Origin of the sequence: Georgenia faecalis (genome assembly GCF_003710105.1) — a bacterium.
GTDB lineage: Bacteria > Actinomycetota > Actinomycetes > Actinomycetales > Actinomycetaceae > Georgenia_A > Georgenia_A faecalis.
Window position 1 is genome coordinate 939,905 of record NZ_CP033325.1, and the last position, 24,067, is coordinate 963,971.

The 24,067-nt window shown below is 73.1% G+C and carries 25 protein-coding genes; 14 read left to right on the top strand and 11 right to left on the bottom strand.

The window, feature by feature from the left end; translation table 11 throughout:
• Nucleotides 1-5: 5 nt before the first annotated feature.
• Complete coding sequence (locus EBO36_RS03940) at nt 6-572, bottom strand: dihydrofolate reductase family protein (RefSeq protein ID WP_122823461.1); 567 nt, start codon at nt 570-572, stop codon at nt 6-8.
• Nucleotides 573-769: 197 nt separating this feature from the next.
• Complete coding sequence (locus EBO36_RS03945; protein ID WP_122823462.1) at nt 770-1,753, bottom strand: quinone oxidoreductase family protein; 984 nt, start codon at nt 1,751-1,753, stop codon at nt 770-772.
• A gap of 327 nt (nt 1,754-2,080) precedes the next feature.
• Here EBO36_RS03945 and EBO36_RS03950 point away from each other — a divergent pair, with 327 nt between their 5' ends.
• From EBO36_RS03950 to ilvC, 3 genes are read left to right on the top strand one after another with little or no spacing between them, the layout of a single operon-like run.
• Complete coding sequence (locus EBO36_RS03950) at nt 2,081-3,925, top strand: acetolactate synthase large subunit (protein WP_122823463.1); 1,845 nt, start codon at nt 2,081-2,083, stop codon at nt 3,923-3,925.
• A gap of 11 nt (nt 3,926-3,936) precedes the next feature.
• Nucleotides 3,937-4,461, top strand: coding sequence for an acetolactate synthase small subunit (ilvN, locus tag EBO36_RS03955; protein WP_122823464.1), 525 nt, complete (start codon nt 3,937-3,939; stop codon nt 4,459-4,461).
• A 42-nt stretch (nt 4,462-4,503) separates the two neighbouring features.
• Nucleotides 4,504-5,532: a ketol-acid reductoisomerase gene (gene ilvC / locus EBO36_RS03960; protein ID WP_122823465.1), complete on the top strand. Its 1,029-nt coding sequence runs from the start codon at nt 4,504-4,506 to the stop codon at nt 5,530-5,532.
• Between the two features lie 164 nt (nt 5,533-5,696).
• Here ilvC and EBO36_RS03965 read toward each other — a convergent pair whose 3' ends face one another.
• Nucleotides 5,697-6,314: a DUF4870 domain-containing protein gene (locus tag EBO36_RS03965; RefSeq protein ID WP_122823466.1), complete on the bottom strand. Its 618-nt coding sequence runs from the start codon at nt 6,312-6,314 to the stop codon at nt 5,697-5,699.
• A 151-nt stretch (nt 6,315-6,465) separates the two neighbouring features.
• Between EBO36_RS03965 and EBO36_RS03970 the strand changes: the two genes are divergently transcribed.
• From EBO36_RS03970 to EBO36_RS15235, 7 genes are all read left to right on the top strand, one after another.
• Entirely contained in the window at nt 6,466-7,107 is a 642-nt protein-coding gene (locus EBO36_RS03970; protein WP_122823467.1) for an ASCH domain-containing protein, read from the top strand.
• A 43-nt stretch (nt 7,108-7,150) separates the two neighbouring features.
• Nucleotides 7,151-8,188 carry a 3-isopropylmalate dehydrogenase gene (locus EBO36_RS03975; protein ID WP_122823468.1) on the top strand — a complete coding sequence of 346 codons (1,038 nt, stop codon included), beginning with the start codon at nt 7,151-7,153 and terminating at the stop codon, nt 8,186-8,188.
• Nucleotides 8,189-8,260: 72 nt separating this feature from the next.
• Nucleotides 8,261-9,373 (top strand): branched-chain amino acid aminotransferase, encoded by a 1,113-nt coding sequence (locus EBO36_RS03980; protein ID WP_122823469.1) that lies wholly within the window; start codon nt 8,261-8,263, stop codon nt 9,371-9,373.
• Nucleotides 9,374-9,818: 445 nt separating this feature from the next.
• Nucleotides 9,819-11,441, top strand: coding sequence for a citramalate synthase (gene cimA / locus EBO36_RS03985; RefSeq protein WP_122823470.1), 1,623 nt, complete (start codon nt 9,819-9,821; stop codon nt 11,439-11,441).
• 52 nt (nt 11,442-11,493) lie between these two features.
• Nucleotides 11,494-12,108: a GNAT family N-acetyltransferase gene (locus EBO36_RS03990; RefSeq protein WP_241237009.1), complete on the top strand. Its 615-nt coding sequence runs from the start codon at nt 11,494-11,496 to the stop codon at nt 12,106-12,108.
• A 9-nt stretch (nt 12,109-12,117) separates the two neighbouring features.
• Entirely contained in the window at nt 12,118-13,167 is a 1,050-nt protein-coding gene (gene lplAB, locus EBO36_RS03995) for a lipoate-protein ligase LplAB (protein ID WP_122823472.1), read from the top strand.
• A 74-nt stretch (nt 13,168-13,241) separates the two neighbouring features.
• On the top strand, nt 13,242-13,397 hold the full coding sequence (locus EBO36_RS15235) for a hypothetical protein (protein ID WP_164471332.1): 156 nt from the start codon (nt 13,242-13,244) through the stop codon (nt 13,395-13,397).
• Between the two features lie 18 nt (nt 13,398-13,415).
• Here EBO36_RS15235 and EBO36_RS04000 read toward each other — a convergent pair whose 3' ends face one another.
• Entirely contained in the window at nt 13,416-14,249 is an 834-nt protein-coding gene (locus EBO36_RS04000) for a LysR family substrate-binding domain-containing protein (protein ID WP_122823473.1), read from the bottom strand.
• 78 nt (nt 14,250-14,327) lie between these two features.
• Here EBO36_RS04000 and EBO36_RS04005 point away from each other — a divergent pair, with 78 nt between their 5' ends.
• Complete coding sequence (locus tag EBO36_RS04005) at nt 14,328-14,726, top strand: DUF5997 family protein (RefSeq protein WP_122823474.1); 399 nt, start codon at nt 14,328-14,330, stop codon at nt 14,724-14,726.
• 185 nt (nt 14,727-14,911) lie between these two features.
• Here the strand turns inward: EBO36_RS04005 and EBO36_RS04010 are convergent, their stop codons facing one another.
• The gene (locus tag EBO36_RS04010; RefSeq protein ID WP_164471333.1) at nt 14,912-16,357 is read right to left on the bottom strand and encodes an HNH endonuclease signature motif containing protein; all 1,446 of its coding nucleotides are present in this window, start codon (nt 16,355-16,357) and stop codon (nt 14,912-14,914) included.
• Between the two features lie 240 nt (nt 16,358-16,597).
• Here EBO36_RS04010 and EBO36_RS04015 point away from each other — a divergent pair, with 240 nt between their 5' ends.
• Both EBO36_RS04015 and EBO36_RS04020 read left to right on the top strand, forming a co-directional pair.
• Nucleotides 16,598-17,182, top strand: coding sequence for an RNA polymerase sigma factor (locus EBO36_RS04015; protein WP_122825436.1), 585 nt, complete (start codon nt 16,598-16,600; stop codon nt 17,180-17,182).
• On the top strand, nt 17,179-17,985 hold the full coding sequence (locus EBO36_RS04020) for a hypothetical protein (RefSeq protein WP_122823476.1): 807 nt from the start codon (nt 17,179-17,181) through the stop codon (nt 17,983-17,985). Before EBO36_RS04015 ends, EBO36_RS04020 begins: the two co-directional genes overlap by 4 nt.
• A gap of 105 nt (nt 17,986-18,090) precedes the next feature.
• On the opposite strand, the gene EBO36_RS04025 is transcribed toward EBO36_RS04020, so the two are convergent.
• Nucleotides 18,091-18,807, bottom strand: coding sequence for a YggS family pyridoxal phosphate-dependent enzyme (locus EBO36_RS04025; protein ID WP_244925356.1), 717 nt, complete (start codon nt 18,805-18,807; stop codon nt 18,091-18,093).
• A gap of 70 nt (nt 18,808-18,877) precedes the next feature.
• On the opposite strand from EBO36_RS04025, the gene EBO36_RS04030 reads away from it, so the two are divergent.
• Nucleotides 18,878-19,453: an HhH-GPD-type base excision DNA repair protein gene (locus tag EBO36_RS04030; protein ID WP_122823478.1), complete on the top strand. Its 576-nt coding sequence runs from the start codon at nt 18,878-18,880 to the stop codon at nt 19,451-19,453.
• A 32-nt stretch (nt 19,454-19,485) separates the two neighbouring features.
• On the opposite strand, the gene EBO36_RS04035 is transcribed toward EBO36_RS04030, so the two are convergent.
• The 5 genes from EBO36_RS04035 to EBO36_RS04055 form a co-directional block, all read right to left on the bottom strand.
• Entirely contained in the window at nt 19,486-19,860 is a 375-nt protein-coding gene (locus EBO36_RS04035; RefSeq protein WP_122823479.1) for a type II toxin-antitoxin system VapC family toxin, read from the bottom strand.
• Nucleotides 19,857-20,111, bottom strand: a complete 255-nt coding sequence (locus EBO36_RS04040) for a type II toxin-antitoxin system Phd/YefM family antitoxin (RefSeq protein WP_122823480.1) — start codon at nt 20,109-20,111, stop codon at nt 19,857-19,859. Before EBO36_RS04040 ends, EBO36_RS04035 begins: the two co-directional genes overlap by 4 nt.
• Nucleotides 20,112-20,164: 53 nt before the next feature.
• Nucleotides 20,165-20,794, bottom strand: a complete 630-nt coding sequence (locus tag EBO36_RS04045; protein ID WP_164471334.1) for a pentapeptide repeat-containing protein — start codon at nt 20,792-20,794, stop codon at nt 20,165-20,167.
• Between the two features lie 115 nt (nt 20,795-20,909).
• The gene (ybaK, locus tag EBO36_RS04050; protein ID WP_122823482.1) at nt 20,910-21,401 is read right to left on the bottom strand and encodes a Cys-tRNA(Pro) deacylase; all 492 of its coding nucleotides are present in this window, start codon (nt 21,399-21,401) and stop codon (nt 20,910-20,912) included.
• Nucleotides 21,402-21,408: 7 nt separating this feature from the next.
• Complete coding sequence (locus tag EBO36_RS04055) at nt 21,409-24,060, bottom strand: DEAD/DEAH box helicase (protein ID WP_122823483.1); 2,652 nt, start codon at nt 24,058-24,060, stop codon at nt 21,409-21,411.
• Between the last annotated feature and the right edge of the window lie 7 nt (nt 24,061-24,067).

A 24,067-nucleotide genomic window follows, 5' to 3' on the forward strand; every position in this document is an offset into this window, starting at 1 on the left:
CGGCGTCAGGCGGCGTTCCGCACCGCGTGCCGCACGTAGATGACACCGTTGCCGAACCGTCGGTGGTCCAGCAGCTCGAGGTCGAGTCGTACGCCCCGGGGCAGCGCCGGCTTGCCGCCGCCCACGACCACAGGGCACAGGAGCAGCACGCACTCGTCGACCAGCCCGTGGCGGAAGGCCTCGGCCCCGATGGTCGCCCCGCCGATGCTCAGGTCTGAGCGGGAGGCCTCCTTGAGCTGTCGCACGGCCTCGGGCTCGAACCGGCGCTCGATCCTCGTCCGCGCCGTCGACACCTCCTCGAGCGTCGAGGAGTAGACGACCTTGTCGGCGTCACGCCAGATCTCGGCGTACTCGCGGACGACGGCGGGTTCTCCCGTCAGCCAGTCGTCGTCCTCCCAGACGCGCATCGTCTCGTACATGCGGCGTCCGTAGAGCGACGTGCCGATGCCCCGTTCGTGCGCGTTCCAGAACGCGTGCACCTCCTCGTCGGGCACGGACCAGTCGAAGGAGCCGGTCTCGTCCTCGAGGAAGCCGTCGAGCGAGGTGTTGGCGGCGTAGACCAGCTTGCCCATGGGTGCCTCCGGCAGGACGGGGCTTCAGGCTGCAGCGTGACGGAGGGACGGTCAAGAGCGCCGATGCGTTGATCCCGGCCCCGAGCGTGGTGGTCGGGCGCGGCGGTCGCCCGCCGGAGCTCTGGCTCCCCGTCGAACGGGCGTGACCGCGAGACCGCGCCCGGGGGCACCCAGCCTCCGACGCCCGGCTGAGGCGGTCAGGTCAGGAGGAGCACCTTGCCGGTGGTGGCCCGGCCCTCGAGCGCGCGGTGGGCCTCGGCCGCCTCGGCGAGCGGGAACGTCGCACCGACCCGGGCCCGCAGCCGGCCCGCGACGACGGCGCCGAACACCTCCTCGGCCCGCCACAGCAGCTCGGCCCGGTCGGCGGTGTAGTGCCCGAGCGTGGGGCGGGTGACATAGACGGAACCCGCGCGGTTGAGCCGCTGGAGGTCCACCGGCGGCACCTGGCCGCTCGAGCCGCCGAAGAGGACGAGCATCCCGCGGCGGCGCAGCGAGGCGAGCGAGGCGTCGAAGGTGGTCCGCCCGACGCCGTCGTAGACCACGTGGACCCCACGGCCCCCGGTGAGCTCTCGCACCTGGGCGGGCAGCTCGGTGTCGAGGTCGTCGAGCTCGGTGTACCGGATGACCTCCTGCGCCCCCGCCTCGCGGGCGAGGACCTCCTTCTCGAGGGTCGACACCGTGCCGATGACCCGCGCCCCGCGTGCGGTGGCCATCTGGGTGAGGAGCAGGCCCACGCCTCCGGCCGCGGCGTGGACGAGCACGTCGTCTCCGTCCTGCACGGGGTAGGTGGACGTGACCAGGTAGTGGGCCGTCATGCCCTGGAGCGGGAGGGCCGCCGCCGTGACGAGGTCGAGGCCCGCGGGCACGGGGAGCGCGACGTCGGCCGGCACGAGGACCTGGTCGGCGTAGCTGCCCGGGGCGGCCGCCCACGCGACGGCGTCGCCGGGGGAGAAGTCCGTGACGGCGTCGCCGGTCGCGAGCACGCGCCCGGCGCCCTCGCTCCCCGGGACGTGCGGGAAGGGCATGGGGTAGACGCCGCCGCGCTGGTAGGTGTCGATGAAGTTGACCCCTGCCGCCGCCACCTCGACGAGGAGGTCGCGCGGTCCCGGGACCGGGTCCGGCAGGTCGACGACGGAGAGGACCTCGGGGCCACCGGCGGCGGTGGCGTGGATGGCGCGCATGCCACGGCAACGTCCCGCGCCGATCGGATGTTCCCTCCCGTCTCGCGCGGGGGAGCGGTCGGGGGGGAACATCGCCCGCTCCCGTGTCTGAATGCTGGGCACGTGATCCACGATGTGAGACGGGAGCGGCTGCGGCTTGGAGGACGCCCCCGGAGGGCTAGCATGGGTGACATGCAGCACCTCGTACTTCACTAGCGCGCAGCCGCCGGTCACTGAACCGGCACACTGCGCGCATCCCTTCGCACCCCCGGGGCGGAGGGTTTTTTCATGCCCCACCCTGCACTGCCCGCGCGTCACCCGCGCACCCCAACGACCAGGAGGCTCCCGATGGCCAAGGGACCAGTCCCCGCGCCGCCGCGGTCCACGCCGCGCCCATCCGTCCACCCCGCACCGGTGGCGGTGGACGTACCGGCGTCGGTGACCGAGAAGGTCAGCGGGGCGGCGAGCATCGTCCGCTCGCTGGAGGAGGTCGGCGCCGAGGTCATCTTCGGCATCCCCGGCGGGGCGATCCTGCCCACGTACGACCCGCTCTTCGACTCCACGCGCCTGCGGCACATCCTCGTGCGTCACGAGCAGGGCGCCGGCCACGCGGCCACCGGCTACGCGGCGGCGACCGGACGCGTCGGGGTCTGCATGGCGACCTCCGGCCCGGGCGCGACGAACCTCATCACCGCCCTGGCCGACGCCAACATGGACTCCATCCCCATCGTCGCCATCACGGGCCAGGTGGGTGCCTCCGCGATCGGCACGGACGCCTTCCAGGAGGCGGACATCGTCGGGGCGACCATGCCGGTGACGAAGCACTCCTTCCTCGTCACCGACGCGGACGACATCCCCGCCCGCATCGCCGAGGCGTTCCACATCGCCTCCACCGGGCGCCCGGGCCCCGTCCTCGTCGACATCGCCAAGAGCGCCCAGCAGGCCCCGACGACGTTCCGCTGGCCGGTCGAGCTCGACCTGCCGGGCTACCGGCCCGTGGCCAAGCCCCACGCCCGCCAGGTGCGCGAGGCCGCCCGGCTCATCGCCACCGCCCGGCGCCCGGTGCTCTACGTGGGCGGCGGCGTCATCCGCTCCGGCGCCTCCGCGGAGCTGCGCCAGCTCACCGACGCCTCCGGCGCCCCCGTGGTCACCACCCTCATGGCCCGCGGCGCCCTGCCCGACTCCCACCCGCAGCACCTCGGCATGCCCGGGATGCACGGCACCGTGGCCGCCGTCGCCGCCCTGCAGCAGGCCGACCTGCTCATCACGCTCGGCGCCCGGTTCGACGACCGGGTGACCGGCCAGCTCTCCAGCTTCGCGCCCAACGCGACGGTCATCCACGCCGACATCGACCCGGCGGAGATCTCCAAGAACCGCACGGCCGACGTGCCGATCGTCGGTGACCTCAAGGAGGTCATCGCCGACCTCGTCGTCGAGCTCGGTCACGCGCACGCCCAGCACGGCAAGCCCGACCTCGGGGCGTGGTGGCACCGCCTGGACGACCTCCGCTCGACGTACCCGCTGGGGTGGACGCCCACCGCCGACGGGCACGCGGCCCCGCAGCACGTCATCAGCCGGATCGGCGAGATCGTCGGCCCGGAGGCGATCTACGTCGCGGGCGTGGGGCAGCACCAGATGTGGGCGGCGCAGTTCATCCGCTACGAGCGGCCCAACAGCTGGCTCAACTCGGGCGGCCTCGGCACCATGGGCTACGCGGTCCCCGCGGCCATGGGCGCCAAGGTGGGCGAGCCCGACCGGACGGTGTGGGCGATCGACGGCGACGGCTGCTTCCAGATGACCAACCAGGAGCTCGCCACCTGCGCGCTCGAGGGCATCCCGATCAAGGTCGCCGTCATCAACAACTCCTCGCTCGGCATGGTCCGCCAGTGGCAGACGCTGTTCTACGACTCGCGGTACTCCAACACCGACCTCAACACCGGCCACGAGACGCGGCGGATCCCCGACTTTGTCAAGCTCGCCGAGGCCTACGGCTGCGTCGGGCTGCGGTGCGAGACGACGGCGGACATCGACGCGACGATCAAGCGGGCGATGGAGATCGACGACCAGCCCGTCGTCGTCGACTTCGTCGTCAGCCGCGACGCCATGGTGTGGCCGATGGTCGCCGCCGGCGTGAGCAACGACGACATCCAGTACGCGCGGGGAATGACCCCCGCGTGGGACCGCGACGAGTAAGGGACGCGACGATGAGCACCCGACACACCCTCTCCGTCCTCGTGGAGAACAAGCCCGGCGTCCTCACGCGGGTCTCCGCCCTCTTCGCGCGCCGCGCGTTCAACATCCACTCGCTCGCCGTGGGGCCGACGGAGCACCCGGAGATCTCCCGGATCACCGTCGTCGTCGACGCCGCCGAGCTGCCGCTCGAGCAGGTGACCAAGCAGCTCAACAAGCTCATCAACGTGCTGAAGATCGTCGAGCTCGAGCCCGAGGCATCGGTCCAGCGCGAGCTGCTCCTCGTCAAGGTCCGCGCCGACGACGCCTCGCGGACCGCGGTCCTCCAGGTCGTCGAGCTGTTCCGGGCGCACGTCGTGGACGTGAGCCCGGAGGCCGTCACCATCGAGGCCACGGGCGCCCACGGCAAGCTCGACGCGCTGCTCACGGCGCTCGAGCCGCACGGCATCCGGGAGATCGTCCAGTCCGGTACGGTCGCGATCGCCCGCGGCCCGCGGTCGATGACCGACCGCGCGCTCGAGCGGCTACGCAGCGCCTGAGCCTCGTCTTACCCATCACCACCAACACCAGGGAGAACCACTGTGGCTGAGCTGTACTACGACGATGACGCCGACCTGTCGATCATCGCGTCGAAGAAGGTCGCCGTCATCGGCTACGGCAGCCAGGGGCACGCCCACGCCCTCAACCTCCGCGACTCCGGCGTCGACGTCACCGTCGGCCTCCGTGAGGGCAGCCGGTCGTGGGCCAAGGCCGAGGAGCAGGGCCTCAAGGTCGCCGGTATCGACGAGGCGGTGGCCGCGGCGGACGTCGTCGTCATCCTCGCGCCCGACCAGGCGCAGCGCTCCATCTACGCCGAGCACATCGCGCCGAACCTCAAGGACGGCGCCGCGCTGCTCTTCGCGCACGGCTTCAACATCCGCTTCGGCTACATCGACCCGGCCCCGGGTCACGACGTCGTCATGGTCGCCCCCAAGGGCCCGGGCCACCTCGTCCGCCGCGAGTACGAGGCCGGCCGCGGCGTGCCCGTCATCGTCGCCGTCGAGCGCGACGAGTCGGGGCAGGCGTGGGAGCTCGCGCTGAGCTACGCCAAGGCGATCGGCGGCCTGCGCGCCGCCGGCATCAAGACGACCTTCACCGAGGAGACCGAGACCGACCTCTTCGGCGAGCAGGCCGTCCTGTGCGGCGGCGCCAGCCAGCTCGTCCAGTACGGGTTCGAGACGCTCACCGAGGCGGGCTACCAGCCCGAGGTCGCCTACTTCGAGGTGCTCCACGAGCTCAAGCTCATCGTCGACCTCATGTACGAGGGCGGCATCGCCAAGCAGCGCTGGTCGGTCTCCGACACGGCCGAGTACGGCGACTACGTCTCCGGACCCCGGGTCATCACGCCCGAGGTGAAGGAGAACATGAAGGCCGTCCTGGGCGACATCCAGTCCGGGGCCTTCGCCGAGCGGTTCATCAACGACCAGGACGCCGGGGCGCCGGAGTTCGCCGAGCTGCGCGCCAAGGGCGAGGCGCATCCCATCGAGGCCACCGGCCGCGAGCTGCGCAAGCTCTTCGCCTGGGTCGAGACCAAGGACAGCGACTACACCGAGGGCAGCGCGGGTCGCTGACCCCGGTCGCCGACTTCGGTCGTTGAGCGACCAGCCCCGTCGCTGACCGCTCAGCCCCCACGCACGACGCCGCCCCGCTGGTCGCGGGGCGGCGTCGTCGTCTGTGCTGGTGCTGGTGCCGGCCGTGGAGGGCCGCGCCAGGCGCCCGGCGCGGCGGGCCGCGGTCAGGTGAGGATCGGCACCTGGAGGGGGTAGCGGTACGCCTCGCCGCGGCGCGCGCTCATCGCGCCCTTGATGGAGAAGACGACCTGCAGGAGGAACGCGCCGATCCACAGGACGATGGCGACCGGGATGAGCAGCAGGGTGACGAAGCAGATCCAGCCCGCGATGGTGGCGACCCACACGCTGATGTTGAAGTTGAACGAGCTCGCCGCCGCGTTGCGCACCAGGGGGCTGCGGTCCTTGAAGAGGAACCACAGGACGAGCGGCGCCACGAAGCCAAGGAACCCGGCGCTGAAGACCATGGCGATGAGCGGCGACAGGTGCGTGAGCACCGCGATGGTCCGCTCGTCGCTGCCGGCAGGCGGGGTTCCAGGCTGGGACCCGCCGTAGGGCGCGCTGTACCCGGGCTCGTAGCCGCCCGTGGGCGCGCCGTACCCGCTTGAGGGGTCGGAGTACCCGCCCGAGGGGGTGCCGCCGTAGGGCGTGCCGTAGCCGCCGGGCTGGGTGCCGTACCCGGAGCCCGAGCCCGCCGGCGGGTACCCGCCCGAGGCCGAGCGGTACGGGTCGTCCCCGGTGGGCGGCTCCCCACCGGGCGGGGGCGGCGGCAGCTGGCTGCTCATGGCGTGTCCTTCGTCGCGAGGGAGAACGGTCACCACGAGCCTAGGCGCCCCGGAGGGAAGGCGCCCTGTCCGGGAGGCCCGGACGTCCGGTGCGGCGCCGAGAGCGGCCGCGGTCGTCCCGCCCGCCGGGCGCACCTGCCAGACTCACCCCATGGACGACGACGCAGCACGACCGGACGCGTACGACGGCGATGCCACCCAGGCCGACGGTGGGCCCCTCGACGGGGAGGACCTCGGTGGTCCCGCCGCGGCGGAGGGGACGGACGCCGACCAGGACGCGGTGATCGAGGCGTACTGGCAGCTCACCCGTAAGCGGGCCGGCATCAACCGGCTCGACGTCATCATCGGCCAGGCGCCGCTGAGCAACGTCGTCCCGCCGGCCTGGGCCTTCGGCGGCACGCCCGAGGAGGCCGACGCGCTCCTCGACCTCGTGCTGGCCGGGAACAAGACGGCGACGACGTCGGCGCAGTGGGAGTACGAGGAGGCCGACGCCCCGCTTCCCGCCGTCGGCGACCTCTCCATCATCCTCGACGGCAGCGGGCGCCCGCGCGCCCTCATCGTCACCACCGCCGTCGACGTCGTGCCGTTCGACGCGGTCGACGCCGAGCACGCCCGGGCGGAGGGGGAGGGGTCCCTCGAGGACTGGCGGGCCGCCCACACCCGCCTCTTCGGCGACGTGGCCCGCGCCGTGGGCCGCACGCTCGCCGAGGACATGCCAGTCGTGCTCGAGCGCTTCCGGCTCCTCGACCCGAAGGCTCCGCGGGAGGACGCCCCGGCACCGGTCGCATCCTGAGATGGGCGTCCCGCGCACTGGGACGCCCGCCTAGCATCACCGCATGACGCGCAGCATCGATGTGGCAGTGGTGGCGGGCGACGGGATCGGTCCGGAGGTGACGGCCGAGGGCCTCAAGGTGCTCGACGCGGTCCTCGCCGGCTCCGGCACGACCGTGCGGACCACGCCCTTCGACCTGGGTGCGGCGCGCTGGCACCGCACCGGGGAGACCCTCCCCGACGCCGACCTCGAGGCCATCCGCGGCCACGACGCGATCCTCCTCGGCGCCGTCGGCGACCCGGGCGTGCCCAGCGGGGTGCTCGAACGCGGGCTGCTCCTCAAGCTCCGCTTCGCGCTCGACCACTACGTCAACCTCCGCCCCTCCCGGCTGTTCCCCGGCGTCGCGACGCCGCTCGCCGCGCCCGGCGAGGTCGACTTCGTCGTCGTGCGCGAGGGGACCGAGGGCCCCTACGTCGGCAACGGTGGCGCGATCCGCGTCGGGACCCCGCACGAGGTCGCCAACGAGGTGAGCGTCAACACCGCCTTCGGCGTCGAGCGCGTCGTCCGTGACGCCTTCGCGCGGGCGACGGCCCGGCCCCGCAAGCAGCTCACCCTTGTCCACAAGCACAACGTCCTCGTCCACGCGGGCCACCTGTGGCGGCGCACGGTCGAGGCGGTCGGCGCCGATTTCCCCGACGTCACGGTCGACTACGTCCACGTCGACGCGGCGATGATCTACCTGGTGACGAACCCGTCGCGCTTCGACGTCATCGTCACCGACAACCTCTTCGGGGACATCGTCACCGACCTCGCCGCGGCGATCACCGGCGGCATCGGGCTTGCCGCGTCGGGGAACGTCAACCCCGACCGCACGACGCCGAGCATGTTCGAGCCGGTCCACGGGTCCGCCCCGGACATCGCCGGCCAGGGCAAGGCGGACCCGACGGCCGCCGTCCTGTCGGTGGCGCTCATGCTCGAGCACCTGGGCCTCGCCGACGAGGCGCGCCGCATCGAGACCGCCGTCGCGGCGGACCTCGCCGCGCGTGGCACCGCGGTACGGAGCACCGCCGAGGTCGGGGACGCGCTCGCCGCAGCCGTCTGACGCCGTGCCGGTGCACCCGGCGCCGTCGTACGGCTACGGTCATCCCAGTACACCGTGAACGGAGGCCATGAGATGAGCACCCAGCCGGACGTCGTCGACGCCGGGGCGGCCTACACCGTCCTGCCCAGCTCGAGCCCGTGCACCTCCGAGGAGCGCGCGACGGCGCTGGCGGACCTGCGCTTCGGCGTGACGTTCACCGACCACATGGCCCGCGCGACGTGGACGCCGGACGCCCAGTGGCACGCGCACCGCGTCGAACGGTTCGCGCCGCTGCAGCTGTCCCCCGCGGCGTCCGTCCTCCACTACGCGCAGGAGATCTTCGAGGGGCTCAAGGCCTACCGGCACTCCGACGGGTCGGTGTGGTCCTTCCGCCCCGAGGTCAACGCGCGCCGGTTCGCCGCATCCGCGCGGCGCCTGGCCATGCCCGAGCTCCCGGTCGCCGACTTCCTCGGCTCCCTCACCGCGCTCGTGGAGACCGACCTCGAGTGGGTGCCCGCCAGCGACGGCGCCAGCCTGTACCTGCGGCCCTTCATGATCGCCACCGAGCCGTTCCTCGGCGTGCGTCCCTCGCACGTCTACGACTACGTCGTCATCGCCTCTCCGGTCGGCCCGTACTTCGCGCACGGCTTCCAGCCGGTCTCGATCTGGGTCGCGCAGGACTACCACCGCGCGGGTCCCGGTGGCACCGGCGCCGCGAAGTTCGGCGGCAACTACGCGGCGAGCCTGCTGCCGCAGCAGGCCGCGCACGCCCACGGCTTCGACCAGGTGTGCTTCCTCGACGCCGCCACCGGTGCGAACCTCGAGGAGCTCGGCGGCATGAACGTCTTCGTCGTCGGGGCGGACGGGCGCGTGAGCACCCCGGCCCTCACCGGCTCCATCCTCGAGGGGGTCACCCGCTCGTCGATCCTCCAGCTCCTCGCCGAGGACGGCTGCGACGTCGCCGAGACGCAGATCCCGCTCGCCGACCTGCTCGCCGGCATCCGCAGCGGCGAGGTCCGTGAGGTCTTCGCGTGCGGCACGGCCGCCGTGGTGACGCCCATCGGCCGGCTCGCGGGCGAGGGGTTCGACGTCACGGTCGGCGACGGCGGCCCGGGCCCCGTCACCGAGGGGCTCTACCGCCGGCTCACCGACATCCAGTTCGGGCGGGCGGCGGACCAGCACGGCTGGATGCGCCAGCTCGTCTGACGCTGCGGGCGGGCGGCCGCCTTGGCGGTGCGCCGCGCCCGCTCCCGCGGGCCGGGCCCGCCCACGCGTCGGGCGGCGCCCCGCCGTCGCCCGTGCGGAACCCGCCCCACGCCGCGGACAGGCGCCCGCCACGCCGCGGCCGGGCCCGCCCACGCGTCGGGCGGCGCTCACCCCACGACTCGCCTCACGCCTCGGGCGGTCGTGGCCTGCGTCACGGTGCGTGTGGCATGATGGCGCGCGTGATGCAGTCCCGGCTCATTATCGGCTAGCGCACGCGGCTCACCCGCCACGTGCGCAAACCTCCCGTACCACGGGGGGTTTTTTTGTTGCCGGGCACCGCGACCGGTGACGTCCTCGGCGGACAAGATGAACCGACGAGGCGATACGGCACCCACCCCGTGCCGATGAGCCGGGACGCACACGCCGGCACACAGGAGTGAGAACAATGAGCACGACGACGAACGCGGACGCCGCCACCGACGGTCCCACCGTCGAGGTCTACGACACGACCCTGCGCGACGGCGCCCAGCAGGAGGGCATGAACCTCTCGGTCGCCGACAAGCTGGCGATCGCCCCGCTCCTCGACGAGCTCGGCGTGGGCTACATCGAGGGCGGCTGGCCGGGCGCCATCCCCAAGGACACGGAGTTCTTCGCGCGCGCCGCGAAGGAGCTCGAGCTGCGTCACGCGCGGTTCGCGGCCTTCGGCGCGACGTGCAAGCCGGGGACCCAGCCCCACGCCGACCCGCAGGTCCGCGCCCTCGTCGACTCCGGCGCGCCCGTCGTCACGCTCGTCGCCAAGAGCGACATCCGCCACGTCGAGCGTGCGCTGCGGACCGACGGCGCGGAGAACCTCCGGATGATCGCCGAGACGGTCCGCTACCTGCGCGAGGCGGACCGCGACGTCATCCTCGACGCCGAGCACTTCTTCGACGGGTACCGGTTCGACGCCGACTACGCCACGGCGGCCATCCGTACCGCGCTCGACGCCGGTGCGCGGGTAGCGGTCCTGTGCGACACCAACGGCGGCATGCTGCCCCACTGGGTCGGCGAGGTCGTCGCCGAGGTGCGCGGCCAGGTCGACGGGCTGCTGGGCATCCACGCCCACAACGACACCGGCTGCGCCGTCGCCAACACCATCGCCGCCGTCGAGGCCGGGGCGCGGCACGTCCAGGGCACCGTCAACGGCTACGGCGAGCGGACGGGAAACGCGGACCTCGTCACCGTCGTCGCCAACCTCGAGCTCAAGCTCGCCGCGCCCGTGCTCGCGGGCGGTGGGCTGCGGGAGGCCAGCCGCCTGTCCCACGCGATCAGCGAGATCACCAACATCAGCCCGTACGGGCGCCAGCCGTACGTCGGCGCGAGCGCCTTCGCCCACAAGGCGGGGCTGCACGCCAGCGCCATCCGGGTGGACCCGGACCTCTACCAGCACGTCGACCCCGTCGCCGTCGGCAACGACATGCGCATGCTCGTCTCCGACATGGCCGGACGGGCCAGCATCGAGCTCAAGGGGCGCGAGCTCGGCATCGACCTGTCGGGGCGTTCCGACGTCCTCGGCCGCGTCACCGAGCGGGTCAAGGACGCCGAGGCGCAGGGGTACACCTTCGACGCCGCCGACGCCTCCTTCGAGCTGCTGCTGCGGGAGGAGCTCACCGGCACCCGCCCGACCTACTTCGGCGTCGAGAGCTGGCGGGCGAGCGTGCAGAGCCTGCCCGGGCACTCGAGCATCACCATGGCCGAGGCGACCGTGAAGCTCCACACCGGGCAGGGCCGCGTGGTGCGCACCGGTGAGGGCAACGGGCCGGTCAACGCCCTCGACCATGCCCTGCGCGAGGCGCTCATCGACGTCTACCCCGAGCTCGAGGAGTTCGAGCTCATCGACTTCAAGGTGCGGATCCTCGACACCATGTCCGGCACGGACGCCGTTACGCGCGTCCTCATCGAGACCACGGACGGCGTCCACACGTGGAGCACGGTGGGCGTCGGGCCCGACATCATCGAGGCGAGCTGGGAGGCCCTCGTCGACTCGGTGGTCTACGGCCTGCTCCATGCGGAGGTCGCACCGCGATGAGCGGGGTCCGGGTGGTCCGCGGGCGGGCGGCGAAGTGAGCGGTGGCCGGCCCGTGACCGCGCCCGTGCGGGGGCGGCTCGCGAACGCCGTCGTCGAGCTGCGACCGCTGGAGCCGACGGATGCCTCGGCCCTGTTCGCCGCGCTGGACCATGACGAGGTGTGGGCCTACGGGTACGGCGGGCGGGAGGCGCGCCCCCGGGACGTCACCGGCATGGAGCAGTACATGGCGCGCCGGCTCACCGGGGGCACCGGTGGGGGCGTGGCGTGGGCCGTGGTCCGGTGCGAGGACGGCCGGCTCGTCGGTACGTCGACGTTGGGGGACATCGACCTGCCCAACGAGGCTGCCCACCTCGGCTGGACCGCGTACGACCCCGCCGTCTGGGGCACCACGATCAACCCGGCGACGAAGCTCGCGATCCTCACCCACGCGTTCGAGGGCTGTGGCCTCGGGCGCGTGAAGTTCCTCGTCGACGACCGGAACCTGCGCTCGCAGGCCGCCGTCGCGCGACTCGGGGCGGTGCGCGAGGGCGTGCTCCGGCGTCACCGGCCGCGCCGCGACGGCACGTGGCGCAACTCCGTCGTCTTCTCGGTCATCGTCGACGAGTGGCCCGCCGTGCGGGCCGGGCTCGAGCGGCGCCTCGGCAGGACGGGTACGCCGCGGCCGTAGGGTGAGGCCATGCGCGGCGAGTACAAGGTCCCGGGCGGCAAGCTGGTCGCCGTCGACGTCGAGGTCCAGGACGGGCGGCTGAGGGACGTCCACCTCTCCGGTGACTTCTTCCTCGAGCCCGACAGCGCCCTCGAGGACATCAACGCCGCGCTCGACGGCATGCCGCAGGACGCCGGCGTCGAGCAGCTGGCCCACGCCATCGAGGTCGCGCTGGCCGACGACGTCCGACTCGTCGGCTTCACGCCGGAGGCCGTGGGGATCGCCGTCCGCCGGGCGCTCGGGCACGCGACGAGCTGGGAGGACCACACGTTCGACGTCATCCACGGGCCGACGCTGCACCCGGCGATGCACGTCGCCCTCGACCAGGTCATTCCCGAGGAGGTCGCCGCCGGTCGGCGCGGGCCCACCATGCGGATCTGGGAGTGGGACGCGCCGCTCGTCGTCATCGGCTCGTTCCAGTCGGTGAAGAACGAGGTCGACCTCGAGGGGCTGGCGCGCCACGACATGATGGTCGTGCGCCGGATCTCCGGCGGCGGGGCGATGTTCATGGAGCCCGGGAACTGCCTCACGTACTCGCTCGTGGTGCCGGGGTCCCTCGTCGAGGGGCTGAGCTTCGAGCGCTCGTACGCCTACCTCGACGACTGGGTGCTCGGGGCGCTCGCCGAGGTGGGCGTCAACGCCCGGTACGTGCCCCTCAACGACATTGCCTCCGAGCACGGCAAGATCGGCGGCGCCGCCCAGAAGCGGTTCGCCTCCGGCGTCGTCCTGCACCACGTGACGATGAGCTACGACATCGACGCCGACAAGATGCTCGAGGTGCTGCGGATCGGCCGCGAGAAGATGTCGGACAAGGGCACGAAGAGCGCGAACAAGCGGGTCGACCCCATGCGCTCGCAGACCGGCATGGCGCGCGAGGCGATCATCGACGCCTTCATCGCCCACTTCACCGGGCGGTACCGCAGCCGGATGTCCGAGTTCACCCCGGAGGAGCTGGCGCGGGCCGAGGAGCTCGTGCGGACGAAGTTCCTCGACGACGCGTGGACCTACCGGGTGCCGTGAGGGGCCCCGCTGGTTCGGGCCTGACGCGCGGGACCGACCTGATGCGTGAGATGGCCTGACGCGGGGGTCGCCCCGTGGTGAACGGTGGTGCCGCTCCCGCCGGGTTCTTCCTGTCCGCCGTCGGGGCAGGCCGCACGCGACCGAACCGGCTCATCGTGCTGCTGTGGGTCGGCGCCGGCTTCCTCGTCGCCGGCCTCGCTGCCTGCGGCGTGGGCCTGCTCACCGCCTGACGCCCACGGGCACCGTCCCTACCGGGACCGCCGCCGTGGGGTGCGGCTGGCTGCGCCGCGCGGGCGGGCCGCGCGCGACGGGGGCTGCTTGCCCGACGCCTTGCCTGATCCCTTGCCTGACCCGGCGCCCGAACCCTTGCCTGAACCCTTGCCCGACCCCTTGCCCTTGGCGGGGGTGGTCGCGGCCGCGCGCGGACTGTCCTCCGGCGCCGCGGAGCCACCGCGGGAGCTGCGCTCCGTGCGGCCGCGGACGATCCCGATGAACGTCTCGATGCGCGGGTCCTCGTTGTCGACCCGCCAGGCGATGCCGACGGGTGTCTCGTCGAGCCCGGTCACCGGACGGTGGACGACGTCCTTGCGGTGGTGCAGCCTCGCCAGCGACATCGGCGCGAGGACGACGCCCGCGCCGCTCGCGGCAACCTCGATCGCCTGGGCAACGGTGAGGGGCTCCTGGTCGGGGAGCTCCGCCGTCGGGGGCTGGACCGGGAGCTCCGCCGCGGTCGGTTCCCCGATGACGCCCGACCACTCCGGGGCCTCGTCGGCATGGTGGAGGACGTGCTCGCCGACCAGGTCGGTGACGTCGATCTCGTCGAAGGCGGCGACGGGATGGTCTTTGGCGACGACGACGACGGGCACCTCGCGGTACAGCGGGATGACGTGCAGCCCGTCGCGGTCGATCGGCAGCCGGACGAACGCGACGTCGCAGGCGCCGTCGTGCAGGGCCGCGAGCTGGTCCGTGGGGTCGGCGGCCACCGCCTCGAGGGGTGCGTCGGGCATGCGGTCGGTCCAGGTCCGCAGCCACTTGTCGGGGATGACCCCGGGCGCGAACGTCACGCGGAACGGTGCGCGCATGGTGAATCCTCCTCGGTTGAGCCGGTACCGACGCTAGTGCAGGCTGGGGTGTGCGGCCGCACCGCCTACTCTGGGTCCATGAGCACGCCCAAGCCGCAGACCATGAAGCCCCAGACCGCGGCGCGCAAGCTCGGTGTGCTGCTCGACGCCACGCCTGCCGAGTTCCAGGCCAACGACATCACCCGGACCGAGTTCGACGAGCTGCAGGCGCACCCGCCGGAGTGGCTCACCGAGCTTCGCCGCAACGGCCCCCACCCGCGCCAGGAGGTGGCGCGACGGCTCAACATCTCCACGTCCGGCCTCGCGCGTGGTGGCGTCACCGAGCCGCTGACCACCGAGCAGATCAAGGCGCTCCTCGTCGAGATGCCGTCGTGGCTCGCCGCCGAGCGGGCGACCCACGCGAAGGTGCGCGAGGAGGAGGCCCGCCTCAAGGCCCGTCGCAGTGCCGGTTCGGGCTCGGCCAGCCCGACGGCGTAACGCCGACGAGATAGGCCGACGGCCAGGCGCTGACGGGGCTGGTGCACGGATTGGCTCTCGGCGTATTCGGCAGCGCCGGGCCGATGAGGCGGTGCCCGCCCTGCCCGGGCGGTGGCCGTGATGCGACGCTGAGCCGCGACTCGATGCGCCGTCTTCCCGTCACGTCCCGATGCCGCCCGTGCAGGTCACACCCGCACGGGTGGATCCGTGCGCGCGATGGGCGTCTCGCCGTGGGTGGTGCCGTCGGACCGCGCGAAGCGCCATCGATCGCGGTGGCGCTCGATGAGCAGCTCGTGCTGGTGGACGTAGGTGTGGTGGTACCGGCACAGGAGGATGCCGTTCTTCGTGGCGGTGTCGCCGTGATGCGCGTACCACCACAGGGAGTGGTGGATCTCGCCCTGTCCGGGCGGTGCGGTGCAGTGCGGGAACTGGCAGTGGTGGTCGCGCGCGATGATGCCTCGGGCCTGGCCGCGGGTGAAGAGGCGCTCTTCCCGCCCGACGTCGAGGATCTCTGAGTCGGCACCGAAGACCACGCGGTGCAGCCGTGACTCGCAGGCCAGGCGGGCGAACAGGCCGAACGGGATCGGGCTCCCGTCGAGGAGGGCCGGGGCGACGCCGACCAACGCCTCGTAGTCCAGTGCTGCGCTGATGGTCTCGAGGGCTTGCACGCTCACGGGCTTGGTCTCCAGCGCAGGGGGGCTAGCGTCACCGCCGTGGCCCGTGCCGCCGTCGCCGTCGCCGCTCTCGCGGCGGGCGTGGCCGGCGCTGTTGGTGCTGCCGCCGTCGTCTCCACCCGCGCCGCGGGGCCGTTGGGCGCGCGCGATCGCGGTCAGCGTCTCGACCGTGGCCGTGATGGCCAGATGGGGGCGGATGCGGGCGCCCGGCTGAAGCACGCCGTTGTCCAGGGTGGCGCCGACGAGGTCGACGAGTGCCCCGGCCCGCCGCTGCGCGATGCTGCGGGCGTCGTCCTTGGCGCGGCGCCCGGCGCTGGCCTCCAGGGCAGTCTTGAGGAGGGCCCCGTTCGCCTCGGTGAGCCAGATGCGGCCGTGGTAGCCGTCGAGGGTCTTGGCCAGGGAGAACTCCTCCCGGTCGGTCTCCTCCTTCCATCCGCGGTCACCGGCGCCGGGGTCTGCTCGCAGCGCCCAGTTCTTCACCACGACGTGGAACCGGCCGGCGTCCAGCGCGCGCGCCTGCGCGAGCAGCCAGTCCTCGCCGATGGCCGGGTGGCTCAGCGCGGTGACACAAGCGGGGGAGCCTGTCGTACCGCGGACGACGACGTGTACGTGATCCTCAGTGATCTCCCCGGCGGAGAAGGCGGTGGCGAAGGCCGGCAGGTGATCGCGCAGCGCCCTCGCCTCCCGCACCGTCCGGGCGGCGTGGTGCTCGAGCCGACCGGTGTGCTCCCGCACCCAAGCGGGCAGGGACCGCGCCCCGCCCAGCGCCCAGGTGCCGTCGGCCTCGATCTGGGCCACCACCCGGGTCCGCACGGCGCCCACTCGCGCTTGCACCTCCTCGAGGAGCGTCAGCGTCTCGGTGAGGGCGCTCCCGGCAAGAGCGCCGATGTCAGCACCGGCGAGGGCCGCGGCGTCGCGCTGCAACGACGCAAGCGCCTCCGCCACTGGGGTCGTCATCACCGCCACCTCCGCCGCCATGCATTCGTACTGGTGTTCGATAGTGCAAGTCAACCAGGTGCAACTGACATCGGGCGGGACGGTCGGGCAGGCTGTGGATAGGACAGCGGCCCGGCCACGCAATCCGGTGACCCTGGCGCGCGGAGATCCGGCCCCGGTGCGCGCGACGACGAGTGCGCCTGCGTCCGGCTGGTCGGTGGGTGGCCTGTAATACACCGAGAGTGACGGACAGGTAGGGGTATGACGCAGCAGTCGCGTGAGGGCACCGACGACGACGTCGAGCGCTTCCGCACCGTCTTCGAGGCGACCTACACCGACCTGGTGCGCTTCGCGGAGCGTCGGGTCCATCCCGCGGTGGCGGAGGAAGTGGTCGCGGAGGTGTTCCTCGTCGCGTGGCGACGCCGCGACCACCAGCCCCGGGAGGTGCGGCCCTGGCTCTTCGGCATCGCCCGCAACGTCATGCTCAATCGACGCCGCGAGGACCGCCGGCGCTTAGCGCTCCAGGTACGGATCAGGGACGCGCCGCGGGCGGACGATCCCGACGACCTTGCTGACCGGGTGGCGCGCCACCTCGACCTCGCCCGGGCGTGGAAGCACCTCGACGCGCGGGACCAGGAGACCATCGCGCTCATCGCCTGGGACCGGCTGAGCGCCGCGGAGGCCGCGTTGGTGGTCGGGTGCTCGCGCGGAACCTTCACCGTCCGGCTGCACCGCGCCCGCGCGCGCCTCCGCGGCCACCTCGAGGCCGAGCCAACGCCCACAGGTTCGCTCGACCGAGCGAACCGAATCGATCACGCCGAGCGCACGGAAGGGGCACCACGATGAAGCGCATCTCGCTGCCGGCGGACCTGGCCATGCTGGACCCCGCCGGGACCCGCGCGGAGGACGCGCACGGAGCACGCGCGCAGGAGATGCTCGCGCGCATCGTCACTTCCGACGGCGCATCGGCCGGCTTCGCGCCCGGCCCCCTCCCCACCTATGCGTCTCCGACGCGCCGCCGATGGCCACTCATGGCGGGTGCGGCGGCGGCCGTCGTCGCCGTCGTTCTCGCGTCAGTGCTCGGGGGGCGCCCGGAGTCGGCCTTCGCCACCTGGACCGCGGTCCCGAGCCCTGCGTCGCCAGCGGACGCGCGCGAGCTCGGCGAGCGGTGTGCCGCCATGGGCCCGGCGGGCGACGCGGGAGCCGCTGACATCGCCGTCGTCCTGGCGGAGCGACGCGGTGACCTCACCTTCACGGCCGTGCTCGACGCCGAGGCGGGCGAGCTGACGGCGTGCCTCGGTGGGACGGACTACCTCGGCGCGGGCACGGCCGGGGACATCGACCACGACGCCACCTTCGATCGGGACGCCGTCACCGTCGTCACCCAGACGGGCACGTACTCGGACCCGCCGAACCCCGAGTCCCCGGCGTACACAGCGCTCACCGGCCGCGTCGGCCCCGGCGTCGAGAGCATCGAGATCCACACCGACGACGGGCGTCGCGTCGTCGCGTCCATCGACGGATCGTGGTGGGGGGCGTGGTGGCCGGGCTTGGGTGGTCCGCCGCGGATCATGGCCCGGGGCACCGACGGTCAGGTGTGGGAGGTGCCTACGGATCTCACGGACATCGGTATCGACCTGCGGTTCTGACACCGGAGCTGGTGCACGTCGGACCCGCCCAGAAACCGGCGAGCGGCAGGCGCACTCCCGCCGGGGCAGCCGGGCGGCCCGGTCGGAGAGCGAGCCAGAAGGAGCTCAGCCGACCAGCGGCCGCGGGCCGAAGACCGCCGTCCCGAGACGCACCATGGTCGCGCCCGCGGCGATGGCGATCTCGAGGTCGCGGCTCATCCCCATGGAGAGCTCGCGGGCGTCACCGGTCCCGGGAGCGCCGCTGCCGAGCACCTCGTCGCGCAGGAGCGCGAGCCGCTCGTAGGAGGCGCGGACCACCTCGGTGTCCGGGTGGTTCGCGCCGATCGTCATGAATCCGCGCAGGTGCAGGTGCGGCTGGGCGCCCACGATCTCGGCGAGCTCGACGGCGTAGTCCGGGCGCACCCCGGACTTCGTCGACTCCCCGGAGGTGTTGACCTGCACGAAGACGTCGAGGACCCGGTCGGCCGTCCCCGCCACCCGGTCGAGCCGCTCCGCCGTCGTCCGCTCGTCGACGGTCTGCACGCACGTGACGAGCGGGACGACCTTGGTCACCTTGTTGGACTGCAGGCGCCCGATGAAGTGCGTGGAGTGGGGGAGGTCGGCGAGGGCGGGCTCGACGGCGACCAGCTCCTGCGCGCGGTTGTGGCCCAGCAGCGTCGCCCCCGCGCCGATGGCCGCCCGGACGGCGTCGACGCTCTGGGTCTTCACCGCCAGGAGGAGGTCGATCTCGTCGGGATGCCGCCCGACGACGCCGGCGGCCGCCTCGACGCGTCGGCGCGCGGCGGCGATGCGGGTGGGAAGGTCGCTGGGCGCGGGCGTCACGAGGTCGAGGGTAGTCGGGCGCCTCCCGCCGAGCCTGGGCGCGGCCCGCGCCGCCTGGCAAGATCGCACCATGGACCTCCACCTCACCGGCGATCCCGAGGCCGACGCCCTCCTCACCTCCCAGCCGCTCGCCCTGCTCGTCGGGATGCTCCTCGACCAGCAGGTGGCGATGGAGACGGCGTTCGTCGGGCCGAAAAAGCTCGTCGACCGCCTCGGCTCCCTCGACGCCGCGGCCATCGCCGCGCAGGACCCCGAGGAGTTCGCGGCGGTCTGCGCGACCCCGCCCGCGGTCCACCGCTTCCCGGGGTCCATGGCCGGCCGCATCCAGGCCCTCTGCGCCTTCCTCGTCGAGCACTACGACGGCGACGCCGCGGCCCTGTGGACGTCTGGAGAGCCCGACGGCCGGGAGATCCTCCGTCGGCTGCAGGCGCTGCCCGGGTTCGGCAAGCAGAAGGCCCAGATCTTCCTCGCCCTCCTCGGCAAGCAGCGCGGCCTCACCGCCCCCGGGTGGCGCGAGGCGGCGGGGGCGTACGGCGAGGAGGACGCATTCCGCTCGATCGCCGACGTCGTCGACGAGGACTCTCTGCTCCGGGTCCGCGAGACGAAGAAGGCGGCCAAGGCAGCGGCGAAGGCGGCGAAGGGCTGAGTGTGAGGTCCGCGGCCGGGACCTGGGAGGGCTCAGACCGCCCGGGTGGCGACGTCGTAGTCAAGGATCGCGGGGTCGCGGGTCAGCAGTGTGAGCTGGTCGCACTGGGCCTGAGCAACGAGCATCCGGTCGAAGGGGTCCCGGTGGAGGGCCGGTAGCGCTCCCGCGAGCCGGGCGTGCTGGAAACGGATCGGCAGCTCGCGGAGGCCGGAACGGCTGAGCGCATCGCTGAAGCCGTCCGGCACCGACAGCTTGCCCGCCGCCTGCTTGATGGAGATCTCCCAGACGCTGGCGGCGCTGACGAACACCTCGGGCGCCGTGTCGATGAGGTCCTTCTCCGCGGAGGAGAGGGAGTCGTCGTCCGTGAGCCACCAGAGCAGGACGTGCGTGTCGAGGAGGAGTCTCACGGCGTCGGTCGGAACTCATCGGCGATCGCGTCGTTGACGGCCGCGGAGTCCCAGTCCGGTGCGAGCGAGATCTGCCCGCGGAGGCTGCCACGTCCCCGACGGCGCGTCGGGCCGGTGAGCGGCACCACCTTGGCCACTGGCGTGCCGGCGCGGCTGATGACGATCTCCTCGCCACGCTCCACGCGCTCGATGAGCCGCGAGAGGTGTGTCTTCGCCTCGTGGATGTTGACGCTCGGCGTCGGTTCGCTCACGGTACGCCCCCTTAGTCCGCCAGGTTAGTCCACCCGGGCTGCGCCGGCGAGCCTCACCCGCCGATCGTGATCCCGAGCTCCCGCGCCATCGCCGGGAGCAGCCCCTGCGCGTCGTCGGGGGAGAGCCGTGCCCCGCGCAGCGCCGTCACGCCGGAGATGCCGTCGAGGCGGCAGCCGCGGACGTGGACGTTCTCGCACCGCATGCCGTCCAGCGTCGCGCGGGTGAGGGTGCAGTCCTCGAGGAGCACGTCAGTGAGCCGGGCACCGGTGAAGTCCGCCTCCGAGAGGTCGACCCCGCGCAGGACCGTCGACGTCAGGCGCGCGCCGTGCCAGTTCGTCAGCGCCGCCTGGGCACTCTCGACGAGCACCGACCGCAGGCGCGCGCCGGCGAGCTGGGCGCCGGTGAGCCGGACCTCGCGCAGGCTGCACCGCATGAGGGCAAGCTCCTCGGCGTGGAGGTTGGCCAGGTCCGCCCCGTCGAGGCGGCAGTCGACGAGCGTGGTGCGGTGCCACTGCGCGCCGGCGGCCCGGGCGCCCGCGAGCGAGGAGCCCTCGACCTGCGCCTCGTCGAGCGCGGAGCCGGTGAGGTCCGCGCCGAACAGGTCGACCCCGCTGACGGTGGCCGACCGCAGCTCGGCGGGGTCGCCGGGCTCGAGGTGCGTGGCGACGTCGGGCTCGGGCACGCGGGGAGCCTCGCCCGAGCGGGGCGCGCGCCTCATCGCGTCCCCCGGCGCTTCTGCACGATCACGAGGGAGGGGGCAGCCAGGGAGAGGGAAGGGGGTGGGGTGGCGGTGAGCATCACGGCCGGCCGATCCGGGCGGTCGTCGCCCCGGTGAGCGCGACCAGGTCCGCGGGGGAGAGCTCGACGTCCAGCCCGCGCCGGCCCGCGCTGACCAGTACCGTCGCGTGCGCGGTGGCGGTGGAGTCGACGACGGCGCTGAGCCGCTGCCGCTGCCCGAGCGGCGAGATGCCACCGATGACGTACCCCGTCGCCCGCTCGGCGACGCCGGGCTCGGCCATCGTCGCCCGCTTCCCGCCGACCGCGGCGGCCAGGGCCTTGAGGTCCAGCTCACCGGTGACCGGGACGACGGCGACCACGAGCTGGCCATCGACGTCGGCCACGAGCGTCTTGAGCACCCGCGCGGGCTCCACGCCGAGCGCGGCGGCCGCCTCCGCCCCGTAGGACAGGCCGCTGCGCGGGTCGTGCTCGTACGCCCGCACGGTGTGGGCGACGCCGGCGGCCTCGAGCGCGAGGAGCGCCGGCGTGCCCCTCGGGGCCTTGCGGCTCACGGCGGGCTCACCGCGGGCCCACCGCGAGCACCCGCACGACCGGCGCGAGCGTCGCGTCGGAGGCGTCGAGGTCGATGAGCGCGCTGAGCCCCCAGTCGTGCTCGCCGCGGCCGTCGTCGAAGGTCTGCCGCGCGAGCCACACGCGCCCCGCCCCGGCGCGGGCGACGACGTCGTCATCGGTCACGCCGAGGACGGCGAGCTCGTCCGGGCCCGGCCGCTCGACGATGCTCACCAGCGCCGCCGACCGCGCCTCCGGGCCCGTGCCCAGCCAGTCGTACTCGGTCCAGTAGGGCTCCATGGTCGCGGCCCACCGGTCACGGTCCCACCCGCTGTCGCCGTCGACGTGGCCGAGGGCGTCGTACGCCTCCCGCGCGAGCATGTCGACCCGCCGGAACAGGGCGTTGCGCACGGCGCGGCGGAAGGCGTGCCGGTTCTGGGTGAGGGCGAGCGTGCCGTCCTCACCCTCGCCGAACCGGCGCTCGGCGAGCGGCGCGTCGTCCTCGCCCGACGTCGTCGACGCGGCGCCGGAGAGCGACTCCCACTCGTCGAGGAGCGAGGAGTCGACGGCGCGGACGAGGTCGCCCAGCCACACGATGATCGCGTCGACCTCGGGGGTGCGGGCGTGGTCCGGGACCACCTGGCGCAGGGCCCGGTAGGCGTCGGTGAGGTAGCGCAGGACGACGCCCTCGCTGCGGCCCAGCTGGTACCGCGAGACGAGGTCGGTGAACGTCATGGCGTTCTCCACCATCTCGCGCACCACGGCCTTGGGCTTGATCTCGTAGTCGGCGACCCAGGGGTTGGTCTGGGAGTAGGTCCGCAGCGCCGCCTCGAGGAGCTCGGCGAGGGGTCGTGGCCAGGTGACGTCGTCGAGCGCCGCCATCCGCTCCTCGTACTCCATGCCCTCGGCCTTCATCGCCCCGATCGCCTCGCCGCGGGCGGCGCGCTGCTGGGCGTAGAGCACCGGCCGCGGGTCCTCCAGCGTCGCCTCGATGACGGAGACGACGTCGAGGGGGAAGTCGGGGGAGTCGGCGTCGAGCAGCTCGATCGCGGCCAGCGCGAACGGCGACAGCGGCTGGTTGAGCGCGAAGTCGCGGGGGAGGTCGACGGTGAGGCGGACGTACGGGTCGCCCGGGTGCGCGCGGCGCCACGCGGCGTCGGCGTGCTCGACGACGCCCCCCGAGCGCAGCGACCGGTAGATCTCCACGGCCCGGCGCACGTGGGAGTTGCGCTCGGTCGGCGGCTCGTGGTTGTCGGTGAGGAGGCGGTACATCGCGGCGACGGGGTCGCCCGGGCGGGCGAGGACCGACAGCACCATGGTGTGGGTGACCCGGAACTGGCTGGTCAGCGGCTCCGGGGCGGCGTCACGCAGCCGCTCGAAGGTCTTGTCCGTCCAGTTGACGAGGCCGCTGGGCGCCTTCTTCCGCACGATCTTGCGGCGCTTGCGCTCGTCGTCGCCCGCCTTGGCCAGGGACTTCGCGTTCTCGATGACGTGGTCCGGCGCCTGGACGATGACCTCACCGGTGGTGTCGAACCCCGCTCGGCCCGCCCGCCCGGCGATCTGGTGGAACTCCCGCGCGGACAGGTGACGCGAGCGCTCGCCGTCGTACTTCGTCAGCGACGTGAAGACGACGGTGCGGATCGGCACGTTGATCCCGACGCCGAGGGTGTCGGTCCCGCAGACGACGGCGAGCACGCCGGCCTGGGTGAGGCGCTCGACGAGGCGGCGGTAGCGGGGCAGCATGCCGGCGTGGTGCACGCCGATCCCGGCGCGCAGGAGCCTCGACAGCGTGGCGCCGAACCCGGGGCCGAAGCGGAAGTCGCCGATCGCCGCGGCGATGGCGTCGCGCTTCTCGCGCGGGAGCAGCTGGACCGAGGTGAGGGACTGGGCGCGCTCGACGGCGTCCTTCTGCGCGAAGTGGACGACGTAGACGGGGGAGCGGTGCGTGCCCACCAGCTCCATGAGGACGTCCTGGATGGGCTCGACCGAGTAGGCGTAGCTCAGCGGGACGGGCCGCTCGGCGTCGTCGATGACGGCGACCGCCCGGCCGGTGCGGCGGATGAGGTCGTCGCGGAAGAAGGAGACGTCCCCCAGCGTGGCGCTGAGCAGGACGAACTGGGTCCGTGGCAGCTCGAGCAGCGGGACCTGCCACGCCCAGCCGCGCTGGGGGTCGGCGTAGAAGTGGAACTCGTCCATGACGACGACGCCGGCGTCGAGCGCGGCCCCCTCGCGCAGGGCCTGGTTGGCGAGGATCTCCGCGGTGCAGCAGATGATCGGGGCGTCGGGGTTGATGGCGGAGTCGCCGGTGACCATCCCGACGTTCACCGAGCCGAAGAGGTCGACGAGCTCGAAGAACTTCTCGCTGACGAGGGCCTTGAGCGGGGCGGTGTAGTAGGTGCGCTCGCCGCGGGCGAGGGCGGCGGTGTGGGCGGCCTGCGCGATGAGCGACTTCCCCGAGCCGGTGGGGGTGGAGACGATGACGTGGGCGCCGGTGAGGATCTCCAGGAGCGCCTCGTCCTGGTGCGGGTAGAGCGGCCGGCCAGCCTCCTCCGCCCAGGCGGCGAAGGCGGTGTAGACGTCGTCCGGGTCGGGCGTGCCGTCGTCGGCGGCGTCCTCGAGGCGGTCGAGGAGGGTGTTGAGGTCGTGCGCCGAGGTGGTCACCGGCCCA